The organism is Clostridium sp. YIM B02500 (genome assembly GCF_022324665.1).
Classification (GTDB): Bacteria; Bacillota; Clostridia; order Clostridiales; family Clostridiaceae; genus Clostridium; species Clostridium beijerinckii.
The window spans coordinates 37,165-51,680 of the sequence record NZ_JAKGTE010000031.1; the positions used below are offsets into that span (position 1 = coordinate 37,165).

At 31.6% G+C, this 14,516-nt stretch carries 10 protein-coding genes; all 10 read left to right on the forward strand.

The genetic code is table 11. The annotated features are described in order from the left end of the window. Positions 1-413: 413 nt before the first annotated feature. The 10 genes from L1S46_RS20915 to L1S46_RS20960 all read left to right on the forward strand — a co-directional run bounded on the left by L1S46_RS20915 (position 414) and on the right by L1S46_RS20960 (position 14,430). Complete coding sequence (locus L1S46_RS20915) at positions 414-1,868, forward strand: ATP-binding protein (RefSeq protein WP_236897610.1); 1,455 nt, start codon at positions 414-416, stop codon at positions 1,866-1,868. Between the two features lie 174 nt (positions 1,869-2,042). Further along, positions 2,043-2,741, forward strand: a complete 699-nt coding sequence (locus tag L1S46_RS20920) for a response regulator transcription factor (protein WP_077828886.1) — start codon at positions 2,043-2,045, stop codon at positions 2,739-2,741. A 686-nt stretch (positions 2,742-3,427) separates the two neighbouring features. Continuing rightward, positions 3,428-4,690 (forward strand): efflux RND transporter periplasmic adaptor subunit, encoded by a 1,263-nt coding sequence (locus L1S46_RS20925; RefSeq protein WP_077828885.1) that lies wholly within the window; start codon positions 3,428-3,430, stop codon positions 4,688-4,690. 12 nt (positions 4,691-4,702) lie between these two features. Next, a complete protein-coding gene (locus tag L1S46_RS20930) occupies positions 4,703-7,795 on the forward strand; it encodes an efflux RND transporter permease subunit (RefSeq protein WP_077828884.1) in 3,093 nt (1,030 codons plus the stop codon). Between the two features lie 141 nt (positions 7,796-7,936). Beyond that, positions 7,937-9,277 (forward strand): sigma 54-interacting transcriptional regulator, encoded by a 1,341-nt coding sequence (locus L1S46_RS20935; protein WP_173707034.1) that lies wholly within the window; start codon positions 7,937-7,939, stop codon positions 9,275-9,277. A 452-nt stretch (positions 9,278-9,729) separates the two neighbouring features. Next, positions 9,730-11,028, forward strand: a complete 1,299-nt coding sequence (locus tag L1S46_RS20940; RefSeq protein WP_077828882.1) for a citrate:proton symporter — start codon at positions 9,730-9,732, stop codon at positions 11,026-11,028. A 385-nt stretch (positions 11,029-11,413) separates the two neighbouring features. Then, a complete protein-coding gene (locus tag L1S46_RS20945; RefSeq protein WP_238900840.1) occupies positions 11,414-12,769 on the forward strand; it encodes an acyclic terpene utilization AtuA family protein in 1,356 nt (451 codons plus the stop codon). 4 nt (positions 12,770-12,773) lie between these two features. Next, on the forward strand, positions 12,774-13,073 hold the full coding sequence (locus L1S46_RS20950) for a hypothetical protein (protein ID WP_023975780.1): 300 nt from the start codon (positions 12,774-12,776) through the stop codon (positions 13,071-13,073). Positions 13,074-13,117: 44 nt separating this feature from the next. Beyond that, the gene (gene atoD, locus L1S46_RS20955) at positions 13,118-13,774 is read left to right on the forward strand and encodes an acetate CoA-transferase subunit alpha (protein WP_026889037.1); all 657 of its coding nucleotides are present in this window, start codon (positions 13,118-13,120) and stop codon (positions 13,772-13,774) included. Beyond that, positions 13,774-14,430, forward strand: coding sequence for a 3-oxoacid CoA-transferase subunit B (locus L1S46_RS20960; protein WP_077828880.1), 657 nt, complete (start codon positions 13,774-13,776; stop codon positions 14,428-14,430). The genes atoD and L1S46_RS20960 overlap by 1 nt, the downstream gene beginning before the upstream one ends. Positions 14,431-14,516 lie beyond the last annotated feature (86 nt).

The following is a 14,516-nucleotide window of genomic DNA, read 5'->3' on the forward strand; positions in this document are numbered from 1 at the left end:
AACGACTTAATGAGGTATTTTACGAATAAAATCATTAATTGTCATAATGATATAGAATTAATAATAACAGCTCTAAGGTAAAGATTGACCTTGGAGCTGTTATACTTTCATCTCATGCCTAGATAAAGTGAAAATTTATACATATAAGGAGCAGATGTGTAAAAATGAGTAGTTTTATAGTAGCAGTAGGCCATATTATTATAAGTGGACATATTGGTTGTGAATTTATTGATAGGTTAGTTTAGAATGATTGAATTATTAAAATACTAGCATTGATTAACGATGAATAAAGTGGTATTTTATATTATAATTATGTTAATTTGTGAGAGTAAGCTAAAAATTAGCCATTTTGTGGGGCATATTTTAGCGAAAGTATTTGATTAACAGAGAAATTAGAAGGAGATATTGTAATTATGATGATAAAAAAACGGCTGGCTATGTCAAATCTTTTTATGTTGATAGTTCCAGCAATATTGATAGTAGTTATTGCAGTTGGAGTTCTAGAAGGATTTACAGAGATATATGGTAAGAAAATAAAAGTTTTTGAAGAGGATAGTGGAATATCATTTATTCAGAAAACTTTATTTATGTATAATAAAGAAATTAGGAATAATTATGATAAAATTAATGATTATAACAAGACGAAGGAAGATCTTAAAAATGCCGGTTATGACTTTATAATTACAAGTGACGGCGACACAATATTTTCTAATATAACTGATGCTGATAAAAATGCTATGTCCAAGCTTGAGCGAGACGTTCTTACATCTTCAGATTCAATAGTCCTTGAGGTTAATTCTATTAGTTTAGTTAAAAATAGTTTAAATAAAGATGGAAAAAATATTAATATGCTTGCTGTAAAATCAAATAATAATTTAATGAGCAGACAGCAAATGAAAGCAGAGGCAAGAACATTTCTATTAAGTTACATGGGGGTTGTATTCATAGTAGCGCTGCTTATAATTATTTTAACTAATGGGATATTATCGTCACGAGTAGCTAAAAGTTTGATTAAACCTTTAGAGCTACTAAGCTATGGTGCGGGACAAATAGAAGAAGGGAACCTTGATTTTAAGCTGAGTTATCAAGGGACAGATGAATTTGCAAAAGTTTGTAGGGATTTTGATAAAATGAGAGTAAGGCTTAAAGAATCAATTGATATGCAGCTAAAATATGAGCAAAATAGAAAGGAATTGGTCGCAGGAATATCTCATGATTTACGTACACCATTAACAACAATTAAAGGATATTCAAAAGGATTAAAGGATGGAATTGCAAATACAGATGAAAAACGTGAAAGATATTATGAAATTATATATAGTAAAACTTGTGATATGGACAAGCTTGTAGATAAATTATTTTTCTTTTCCAAATTAGATACTGGAAAATTTCCTTTTAACTTTGAAAATATAAATTGTAATGAGTTCTTTTTAGATTTTTTTAGCAATGCTATACTAGAATTTAGAGGTAAGGGGCTTGATTTAACTTATAAAAATAATTGTAAAGATAATATTTTTATTAGAATGGATTTTGAAGAAATTCGAAGAGTGCTTACAAATATACTCGAGAATAGTGTAAAATACAAAGTGAAAGAATATGGTAAGGTAGATATTACCATAGAAGAAGTGGAAGACAGCGTTATTTTAAAAATAAAGGACGATGGACCAGGGGTTTTAGAAGAAAATTTGTCAAAACTATTTGCTAGTTTTTATAGGGAAGACCCATCGAGAGCCAATTCAAGTGAAGGAAGTGGACTTGGGCTTTCAATTTGCGAATATATAATAAAAGCTCATAATGGCACAATTACTGCTGAAAATGACAATGGATTAGCTATTATTATAACTTTTCCGATTAATAATAAAATTTAACATATATACTCTAAAAAGTTTAATTTATAAAAATATATCTTAAGCTAGAAGGAATTGTGGACTAAACGATAAAAAATGAATTGTATTGCCTAGGGTTCATATATTGACTGTGATAAGAAAAAATATATTGACTATTAAGCTTAATTGCATATAAACATAATGGGAGAAAAGAAGATGCGAAAAATATTGATAATAGAAGATGATAAATTGATTGCAGAACTAGAAAGGGATTATCTTGAGGTAAGCGGATTTAAAACTGAAATTGCCTTTAATGGAGAAGATGGATTAAATTTCGCATTGAATAGAGAATTTGATTTAATACTGCTTGATTTAATGCTTCCAAGTAAAGATGGGTTTCAGCTTTGTAAAGAGATAAGAAGTAATAAAGAGATACCTATACTAATGGTTACAGCTAAAAAGGATTCGGTAGATAAAATAAAAGGTTTTAATCTTGGAGCGGATGATTATATTGTCAAGCCTTTTGACCCAAGTGAGCTTGTCGCTAGAGTAAATGCACATCTTTCACGCTATGATAGATTAACTTCAATGGGGAAAAAAGATAATATAAATAATGGAGTCATGGTGTTTAAACGATTAAAAATATTGAAAAGGGAAAGAAGGGTATATGTTGCTGATAAAGAAGTTAAATTGGCTAACAAAGAATTTGAACTTCTGCTATTTTTAGCAACAAACCCTAATATCGTATTTTCAAAAACAATTCTTTTAGATAGAATTTGGGGCATGGATTCCTTTGCTGATGTTGCAACTGTTACTGTGCATATTAATAGAATAAGAGATAAAATTGAGGAAGATAGTAGTAATCCTCAATTTATTGAGACTGTGTGGGGCGCGGGATACAGATTTAAATTATAGTTCGTTATTAAAAATATCACAAATGAGATAAGCAATATTACTTATATTTAAGTTATAATTTCTAATGAATATTTAAGATTGAAGTTTTGACAAATTTGTAAATATGTTTATTTAAAAATTTGAATGTTTAAATTATATATCTATAAAATTAAGAAAAGATCTTAGGCTAATAATAAATTTATTAATCTAAGATCTTTTTATTTTCTAGTATTTATAATACTAGAAAGGAGCGAAACTTTTGCGTTTTCAAAGGCAGTTATATAAATAAATAGACAAATAATATGGGGCTAACTTGCAAAAAAAGTTATCAAGAGAGTGTGTTGCGTAGCCACTTATGTTTTTATCTTGGAATTTATATCGTTAGTTTCAGATTATATTTTAAAATCTAAAAAAGTTTAGAAATTGTTTATAAAGATATGAAAAAATATACATAGATGCCCAGATTAATAGTGTTCTACATAATATGGAAATATAAAATATAACTAATGACAATGGGATTAGATAAAAATTATGCTTCTAAGAATTACGGATAAGTTAAATGTTAAATTCTCGGAAGTTTAATAAACATGAGCAAAAATGAAAATTATCCTATAGGAGCGTTTAAGAGGAGTGGAAGCACAAGAAGATGTAGAAGTAATTATATAAGAAAAGTGAATATATGATGTTACAAATAGAGGAGGATCACAATGAAAAACGTGAAAAAAATAGTTGTGTATGCTGTGATTATTGCAGTTATTGCAGGGGGAGGAATTGCGCTTAAAAGTAAGTTATCAGCAAGTGCTAAAGGCAAACCAACTCAAGCAGTTGCAAGCAAAACATCGGTAGAAGTACAGACAGCTAAAACAGTAGAAAAAAATGCAGGCGATACATACAAGGCTAGTTTAGAGGCTGTTCAGCAAGGTACAGTGACAAGTAAAATAGCAGCGAAAATTGTTTCAGTATCAGTTGAAAATGGACAATATGTAAATGCAGGCGATACAATAGCAACTTTGGATGATCAAGATATACAAAATAGTATAAAAACTGCACAAGCTCAAATAGATGTAAATGAGAAACAAGTAGAAGTAGCGGAGCAATCATTAAATGTATCCCGGGCAGCCCTGCAAAAATATAAAATTAATTTAGATGATGCTCAGCGTAATTATGATAGACAAAAAACATTATTTGATGGTGGAGCCATATCACAAACAGATCTTCAAGCATCTGAAAAAACTTTAAATTCAGCTAAGGCAGATTATGATTCAGGAAATGCAAGTATTCAAAGTTCACAAGCAAGTATTGAAACAGCAAAAGCAAATTTAGAAGCACAGAAGGTGGCTTTGGCTAAAAATCAAAGTGATTTAGCCAATACAGTAATTAAAGCACCGATAAGTGGAGTAATAAGTGGTAAAAGTATGAATGTTGGGCAAATGGCATCTACAGGTACAGCCCTTGCAATTGTTAATGATGTATCATCTGTATATGCAACAATACAGGTACCACAAGAAAAAATAAGTGAAGTAAAAATAGGACAGGCAGCTACAGTTATAGTTGAAGGAAGTGACCAAACTCATAATGGAACAATACAAACTATTGATGCAGCAGCTGATCCAACTTCAAGGGTATTTAACTGCAAAGTTAAAATAGATAACAGTGATAAGTCTTTATTGCCAGGTATTTATGGAAAGGTAACGCTTGTAAGTGATCAAAACAATGAAATAATCACTGTACCAGTTAATGCTTTGGTAGGAAATGAGGGCGACTATTATGTTTTTATTAATGATAATGGAACGGCTAAGAAAACTAAAGTTACTATTGGGGAAACTAATGGTAATAATGTAGAAATAACTTCCGGCATTAAAGATGGAGATCAAATAATCTGTTCAAATACAAGTACACTGCAAGACGGTAGTGAAGTAGATGCAGTAGTAAAGCAAGATGACAGCACAGAAGACACAACTTCTAAGTAGGAGGGACCATAGGTGAATATAGCAAATGTTAGTATTAAAAGACCAGTATTTATAACAGTTATCATGTTAGTTTTTGCGATTGTGGGTATGGTATGTTATGAAAGATTAGTTGTTAATGACATGCCAGAAGCTGAGAATGCATCAGTTTCAGTTTCGATTACAGAAACAGGAGGATCTCCAACAGATATAGAGACAAATGTTACAAAACCTGTAGAAGATGCAGTTGGAAAAATTTCAGGAGTTAGTCATATAACATCAACTGTGACAGAAGGAAGTTCAAGGACTAATATACAATTCGATTTAGATAAGGATCCAGAAGTTGCAGCGCAAGAAGTTAGAGATAAAGTTTCAAGTATTAGGGGATTACCAAGTGACATAGATACACCTATTATTTCTAAATTCGATTCATCAGCAACATCAATTTTATCTGTTGCTGTTTACGGACTAGATGATAACCAACAATTATCAGATGTTGTTGATAATATTGAAAAGAAACTGTACACAGTGTCTGGTATTGGGTCAGTAAATATATCTGGTGAAGATACAAGAGAAATCCATATAAAGTTAGATAATAATAAGCTTTTAAAGTATGGACTTGCAACAACTGATGTATCAAATGCCATTAAAAAAGATAATGTAGACCAATCTACAGGTAAGATTACTGATAAAGATAATGAGATTTCTGTTAAAATAAGCAGCAAGATAAAAAAAGTAGATGATTTTAAAAATATTTTAATAGCGAATAAAAATGGTACAGAAATTAGAGTAAAAGATATTGCAGAAGTTGAAGACGGAGTTGCAGATAGAAGCAGTTATGCATATTACGATGGAAAGCCAGCAATTGGTATTGATATAGTTAAGCAATCTGGTTCAAATACTGTTCAATTGGCAGATGATGTAAAAAAGACATTGACTAAGCTTAAATCCTCTTTACCAAAAGGGGTACATGTTGATATTGTAAGTGATGACTCAGTATCAATACAAAGCACTATAGATAGTGTTTTAGAAACTATGAGGGATGGGTGTATACTAGCAGTTGTCATAGTATTCTTATTTTTAAATGAATGGGAAAGTACCCTTATAAGTGCAACAACACTTCCAATTTCAATAATAACAACTTTTGTTTGCATGAAAGTAAAAGCTTTTTCTCTAAATACAATGACTTTAATGGCATTATCAGTTGCAGTAGGGCTTTTAATAGATGATGCGATAGTTGTTATAGAAAACATTGTGCGGCATTTGCATATGGGAAAATCCCCAAGAGAAGCAGCTAGAGAAGCGACATCTGAAATAGGCTTTGCCGTAATAGCTACAACATCAGCTGTTATCTCTGTATTTTTGCCGGTATCAATGGTAAGTGGAACAATTGGAAGATACTTCTTTCAATTTGGACTTACAGTTGTATTTAGTATGGCAGTTTCATTATTTATATCCTTTACTCTTGTGCCTATGCTGTCATCTAAAATGCTAAGACTAAAAAGAAATAAGAAAGAAAATATTCTTAGCAAATTCTTTAAGGGATTTAATAGTAAGTTTGATATCTTAGCGCATAAGTATTCAAGGCTTTTAGTTATGTCTCTTCATCATAGACTAATAATTATAATAGTTGCAGGAGTTATGTTTGCAGGAAGTCTTACACTTATTTCATCTCTTGGATTTACTATGATGCCATCAACAGATAATAATCAAGTGACTGTAAGTGCAAATTTTGATTCAGGTATAACATTAGATAATGCATCAGAAAAAGCTAAACAAATTGAAAGTATTATTAAGAAATATCCAGAAGTCAGTGGTATGTATACTACTGTTTCAAAAAATAGTTCATCAATTAAAATAGAACTAACAGACAAAAACAAACGTAAAGAAAATTCAAGAGATTTTGCTAGAAAACTTAGTGGAAATCTACAGAACATACCAGGAGCACAAGTGTCAGTAGCAGCTGCCTCTATGGCAAGTGGTGGAAGATCATCAAAAGATGCTACTTTTGAGCTTGTTGGAGACAATAGGGAAGAGCTTCAAGCTTTTGGACAAAAAGTAAAAGAAGAATTGGCTAAAGAGTCTGGGGTAAGAGAAATAAGTAGTAATGATAAATCAGGTCTTCCAGAAATAGCTTTAGAAGTTAATCGCGATAAAGCGGCAGATTTAGGAGTAAGCAGTTCGGATGCTGCGACTACGTTAAAGACTTTATTTAGTGGTACGACTGTAACTAAATATGATGATGGAAAAAATAGAGATGACGTAGTATTGTATTTACAAAAAGATCAACGTGCAAGTCTTGATAATCTTAAACAAGTTTATGTTTCAGGTTCAAATAATAAGCTTGTTCCGCTATCAGAAGTAACGGACGAGGTTTTTGAAACAGCGTCAGCACAATTGACTAGATATGATAGACTTGCAGAATTGCAGATCTCTTGTAATATTTCGGGTTCAGCTTCAGGTACTTTCATGAATACCTTCATGAAAAAGATTCAAACTCAAATGAATATGCCAGAAGGTATTTCAGTATCTTTAGGAGGAGCTGGGGGATCTATGACAAGCAGCCTTGGAAGTTTAGAACAAGCAATGGCTATGGCTGCATTATTCTTATATTTAGTTATGGCAGCGCAGTTTGAAAGCTTTGTTGATCCTATATCTATACTATTCTCTTTGCCACTTGCAATCATTGGAGCTGTTTTAGGCTTATTTGTTTGCAAAACTCAATTAAGTTTAATGTCAATAATAGGTATAATAATGCTTATGGGCTTAGTTGCAAAGAACGGAATATTGCTTATAGATGCGGCTAAACAAAGAATTAACGAAGGTATGGAAAGAGAAGAGGCTATAAAGCAATCAGGGTTAATAAGATTGCGACCAATAGTTATGACAACTTTAGCTATGATCTTTGGGATGATTCCTCTTGCCATATCTAAGGGTATGGGTTCTGAAATGCGTGCACCAATGGCAGAAGCCGTAATTGGTGGACTAGTTACTTCTACAATTTTAACATTATTTGTAGTACCAATCATGTATACAGTTTTTGATGATTTGAAAAGAAAGTTTAGAAAAAAGATTCGTTCTAAAGAATCACAAGGAACAGAAGATATGAATGGAAATATAAGTTTATAAAGTGAAAGATAAAAGAGATTATTCAAAATTCAGTTTTGGATAGTCTCTTTTAACTATCAAGAATTAATTCAACTATGTTTAGACAAGGAGTTATGATATTATTAAAATTAACAAATATTTTTAAGGAATGGAGTGAGAATGGTGGAGATAACTAATTGGTTAAGAATAATATTGGATTCCTTACATGATGGAGTTCTTATAGCCGATAAAAATGGGATTATAAAATATACTAATCCGGCATATACAAGGATAACGGAAGTTAGTGGAGAAGATATAATTGAAAAGCCTTTGTCTGAGGTGAGAACAGGATCTAGACTTCCACATGTAATAAAAACTGGTGAAAAGTTATTAAGGGTTCCTAGAAAAGTAGGAGATGCTGAATATATAGTAAATATGGTGCCAATTATTGAAAGTAATGAAATAATTGGTGGTATTTCTATATTGAATGAAATAACTGAAATATATAAACTTACAGAACAATTAAATAAATCAAATTTAATAATAAGTAATCTTGAAAAAAGAGTTAAGAGCATGAATAAAGTCAAGTATACTTTTGATGACATAATTTGTGTTGATATAAATTCAGAGGAAACTAAAAAATTGTCTCAAAAAGCTGCAAGGAGTGAATCTAATATACTTATTACTGGTGAAAGTGGAACTGGTAAAGAGCTATATGCTAATTCCATACATGCATATAGCAATAGAAAAAATGGACCTTTTGTTGCAGTAAATTGTGCTACGTTTGATAGTAACTTATTAGAAAGTGAACTTTTTGGATATGAAGATGGTGCATTTACTGGGGCTAAAAAGGGAGGAAAAGAAGGACTTTTTGAATTGGCCAGCGGAGGGACGCTTTTTTTAGATGAAGTATCTGAACTAGATTATGGACTTCAGGCAAAATTATTAAGAGTACTTCAAGAAAATACTATTAGGCGTGTAAGTGGACTAAAAGAAATACATATAGATGTTAGAATAATAGTAGCTACTAATAAGAGCTTAGAAAAAATGATAGAAGAAAATAAATTTAGAAAGGATCTATACTACAGAATAGCAATATTTCCAATAAACATACCACCATTAAGAAATAGACGCCAAGATATAAAACCATTAGTAAATAAGTTCATAAATCAAATGGCTTATAAAATAAAAAGAAATATCGAAATTTCTGAAGAAGCTGTTAATTTACTATATAATTACGATTGGCCAGGTAATATCAGAGAGTTGAAAAATTCTATTGAGTTTGCCGCGAATATGACAGATGACTATATTATTAATCCTGAACATCTTCCTAAAATTATTCAGACAGAGGGGATAAAAAAGAATATTATGAAATTAAAATCTCTTGAGGAAATAATAAAGGATGCAGAGATTTCAGTAATAAATGAAGCTATTACTGTTTATGGAGATACTGTTGAAGGGAAAAAGAAGGCCGCGAAAGCTTTAGGAATTTCATTGGCTACACTTTACAACAAATTAAAATAATATTTCTAAAATATTATAAATGATGCATTTTGTATTTCTTAGTTTTTAGAATGAATTTTTAAAACTTAATTACAGGGTTATAATCTATTGAAAATGTTAACCTATACAATGTTAAAAAGATAACAAGGATTGGAGGTATTAACGACCAATTAACTAGTTTTTGATAAACCGTCAGAAAGTAATTCTAAGATTTTAGAATATTTATTGACGGTTTATTAAATTTAATATAAAAATCATGAGAGTAATAGGTCTTATTTTATATTAATAAATTTTGAAGTTAAAGATGCAGAAATCCGCATTAACTATAACAATCAAGAACGTTTTCAACATATAAAAATAGTGCTTTTTTTCATATTTTTCTTAATATTCTAAAATAAATATGATAATAATTAATTTTGGCACAGCTATTGCTATATATAAAAGTGAAAATATAAATTAAAGGAGGGTTATTAATGTTAGCTATACTTGGTTTCATAACTATAGTTATCCTACTAGCACTAATAATGACAAATAAAGCTACGCCAGTGACAGCTCTCATAGCTGTGCCGACAGTAGCAGCACTAATAGGCGGATTTGGGAAAAGTACAGGTGATTTTATAATCAAGGGTATTACATCCATAGCGCCAACCGGAACTATGTTCATTTTTGCAACGTTATTCTTTGGAATTTTAACTGATGCAGGGACATTTGATCCAATTATCAAGAAGATATTTAAATTAGTTGGAAGAGATCCAGTAAAAATTGTATTAGGTACAGCTATTCTATCTATGTTTGTTCACTTGGATGGTAATGGAGCAGTAACTTTCTTGGTAGTCATACCAGCATTACTTCCGTTATTTGATGCAGTAGGAATGAAAAGGACCACATTAGCAACCGTGGTAGCTTTATCAGCTGGTCTTGTTAATATGGAGCCTTGGGGAGGAGTTCCTCTTAGAGCAATGTCTGTTCTTAAGGTATCTTCTACGGAATTATTCAACCCACTTCTTGTACCTATTCTAGTAGGTGCTATATTCATATTATTTATAGATTATAGATTAGCTAAGAAGGAAGTTGGAAGAATTGGAAAGGAAAACCTTTTAAATACTGATATAGGTGAAATGATAATTGATGAAGAAAAACAAAAACTTTTTAGGCCTAAATTATTTTGGGTTAATATTTTAACTATTATTATTACAATTGGAATACTTATAAAAGGAATGTTTGCACCAACAGCAGTATTCATGATTTCATTCACTATTGCTTTAATTATAAATTATCCAAATGTAAAAGAGCAAAGGAAAAGAATTGATGCTCATGCAAAGGAAGCTCTTTTGATGTCTAGTATATTATTTGCAGCAGGTGCATTTGTAGGAATTATGCAAAATTCTGGAATGATTGAATCAATGGCTAAAGTATTAATTTCTATAGTTCCTAATGCGCTTGGACAACATCTTGCAGTTATTGTAGGTATTATAGGAATGCCAGCTAGTTTAATATTTGATCCAGATTCATTTTATTTTGGAGTGTTACCAGTAATTGCAGAAACTGCAAAAGGATTTGGTGTTCCAGCCATAGAAATAGGCAGAGCAGCATTACTTGGACAGATGACTACTGGATTCCCAATCAGTCCACTTACAGGTTCAACATTCTTATTGATAGGACTTTCAGGAGTAGAGCTTGGAGAGCATCAGAAAAAAACAATACCTTATGCTTTTGCAGTAACAATTGTAATGCTAATAACGGCGGTACTCATAGGGGTAATTAAATTCTAAACATATGTATTAATAAAGTACTATATTTAAGATTATAATTATTTAGTTTTAAGTGGAATTTGTAAAATGATTTAATCTATTAAGAAGTTGTTAAGGAATCTAGAATTTTAGAAAGTAGTACTAATAATTCTTAAATTCTAGAAATTCAAGTGATGCTGTAATGATTGGATAGATTCATATAAGGTAGAGGGCGGTTAATAAAGTTTTATTTCTAGTATTTTAGAAATAAAACTTTGCCTAGAAAGCTACATATTCCTTAATATAATATTCTGAGAATAGTACATTAGGTAAATTTAGAAATTTAAATTTACAAAATTGCAGATTTGGCACAATAGTTGCTAAGTATACTAATATATAAATTATTGACAATAAGGAGGTCATTAAAGTGAAAAAAGTTAGAATAGGTTCAGGAGCTGGTTATGCAGGAGATAGAATAGAACCAGCAGTGGAGATTATGAAAAAGGGAAAACTTGATTATATAATATTTGAATGTTTAGCAGAGAGAACAATAGCAATAGGACAACAACAAAAATTGAAGGATCCAAGCAAGGGATATAATGAACTGCTTGAATATAGAATGAAATATGTGGTGCCTTTATGCAAAAAGAATAAAATAAAGGTTATAACAAACATGGGATCTGCAAATCCAGTGGCGGCAGCCAAAAAAGTAAGTGAAATTGCAAAAGAATTAGGGATTGAAGGATTAAAAATTGCGGCAGTTCTTGGAGATGACATTTTCGGAAATATAGATAAATATATGGATTACAAAATACTTGAAACAGGAGAAAAATTGGAAGCTATAAAAGAGCAAATAGTTTCTGCCAATGTGTACATCGGAACTCAGGGGATAATAGAGGCTTTAAATAACGGAGCAGATATTATAATAACCGGTAGAGTTGCTGATCCATCACTAACTTTAGCACCATTAATGTTTGAATTTGGATGGGATAAGAATAATTATGAGCTTCTAGGTAAAGGGACTTTAGCGGGACATCTATTAGAATGTGCTGGACAGGTGACTGGTGGATATTATGCGGATCCAGGATATAAGGATGTACCAGAACTATGGAACTTAGGTTTCCCAATAGCAGAAATATCAGAGGATGGGGAAATAGTAATTACAAAACTTGAAGATGCAGGTGGAATAGTTACAGAGGATACTTGTAAAGAACAAATAATATATGAAATTCATGATCCGGAAAATTATTTTACACCAGATGTTATAGCAGACTTCTCAAAAGTAACTATTAAAGAAATTGAAAAAGATAGAGTTTTAGTAAATGGTGCAAGCGGGAAAGCGCAAACTGGGTTATTTAAAACTAGTGTAGGTTATAAAGATTGCTATATTGGTGAGGGGGAAATGAGTTATGGTGGCTCAGGAGCCTATGAAAGAGCTGTGCTAGCTGGAGAGATAATCAAAAAGAGATTAGAGTATATAAATGCACCAATTGAAGAGTTAAGAGTAGATCTTATTGGGGTAAATTCGCTATACAAAGATTCTTTAAGTAATTATCTAAATGAAGGAAAGAATGATTTTAAAGAGGTAAGACTTAGAGTTGCTGGAAGAACATTAAAAAAAGAAGACGCAGCAATAATTGGAAATGAAGTTGAGGCACTTTATACAAATGGTCCAGCTGGAGGCGGTGGAGCAAGGAAAGGTGTTAAAGAAATTGTATCAGTAGCTTCTATATTTGTGCCAAGTGAAGATATAAATATAAAAGTAGTTTACGAGGAGGTATAGAAAAATGAAATTAAGAGAGATTGCACATTCAAGAACAGGCGACAAAGGAAATATTTCGAATATATCACTTATAGCTTATAAAGCCGAAGATTATAAAGTGATAAAAGAAAAAGTGACTACAGATAAAGTAAAAGAATGGTTTAAAGACATAGTACATGGAGAAGTTGTAAGATATGAATTACCTAATATTGGTGCATTAAACTTCGTTATGTATGATGCATTAGGTGGAGGCGTAACAAGATCATTATCACTAGATATGCATGGTAAGAGTTTAAGTTCAGTCTTACTTGATATGGAGATATAGAAAGTTATTTTCAATATTATAATTATTAGCAAAGGAGAAGAGGTATGGCTAATAAAATTAAAAGTGTTAGTGAAGTTATTGAGTTTATAAAAGATGATATGACTGTAATGATAGGAGGATTCATGGCAGTAGGGACTCCAGAAATATTAATTGATGCAATACTTGAAAAAGGGGTGAAAAACCTTACAATTATTGCAAATGACACAGGATTGCCGGATAAGGGAATTGGAAAACTTATCGTAAACAAACGAGTAAAAAAAGTTATAGCATCTCATATAGGCCTTAATCCTGAAACAGGAAGGCAGATGAACAATAAAGAATTAATAGTAGATTTAGTTCCACAGGGAACATTAGCAGAACAAATTAGGTGTGGTGGTGCAGGTATAGGTGGATTTCTGACAGAAACAGGTGTTGGAACTATCTGCGAAGAAGGAAAGCAAAAATTAAAAGTAAAAGATAAAGAATACCTTTTAGAATTACCATTGAGAGCGGATATAGCATTAATAGGAGGATCTATTGCAGACACACAGGGAAATATTTTTTACAAAGGTTCTACAAGAAATTTCAATCCATTAATGGCAACAGCAGCTGATTTAGTAATAGCAGGTGCTGAAAGGATTGTTGAGGCTGGAGAATTAGATCCAAATCATGTAATGACTCCTGGAATATTTGTAGATTACATTGTTGGAGGTAAAAACTAATGGCAGTGGAAAATGTAAAAGAATTTATTGCAAAGAGGATTGCGAAGGAATTAAAAGATGGGGATGTAGTGAATTTAGGAATAGGGCTTCCAACTATGGTTGCTAACTATATACCAAAAGGTGTTAATGTCGTGTTGCAATCAGAAAATGGTTTTGTTGGTTTAGGTTCAGAACCTGCAGAAGCAGAAACGGATAAAGATATTGTTAATGCAGGCGGACAACCAGTTACAATAAAAACAGGTGCTGCATTCTTTGATAGTGCTACTTCTTTCGGGATAATTAGAGGTGGACATGTAGATGCAACTGTTTTAGGCGCCTTGGAAGTAGATCAAAAAGGTAATTTAGCAAACTTTATGGTTCCAGGGAAAATGGTTCCAGGGATGGGAGGTGCAATGGATCTGGTAAGTGGTGCAAAAAAAGTTATTATTGCAATGACTCATACAGCTAAAGGATCGCCAAAGATACTTAAAGATTGTAAATTACCACTTACAGCAGTAGGCAAAGTTAGCCTTATTGTTACAGAAATGGGAGTTATGCAAGTTACAAATAGTGGACTTGTGTTAAAAGAATATAATCCTAGATATACAATTGAAGAAATTAAGTCAGCTACAGAGGCGGAGCTTATTATTGCTAATGATTTATGTAAAATGCAGTAGTGTTCATGAAAGAATGTTACAAATAACTAAGAATATAAGTATTTTTAGAAGTAATAATTTAAGGCGTGCTTGAAGCGGGAATTGGA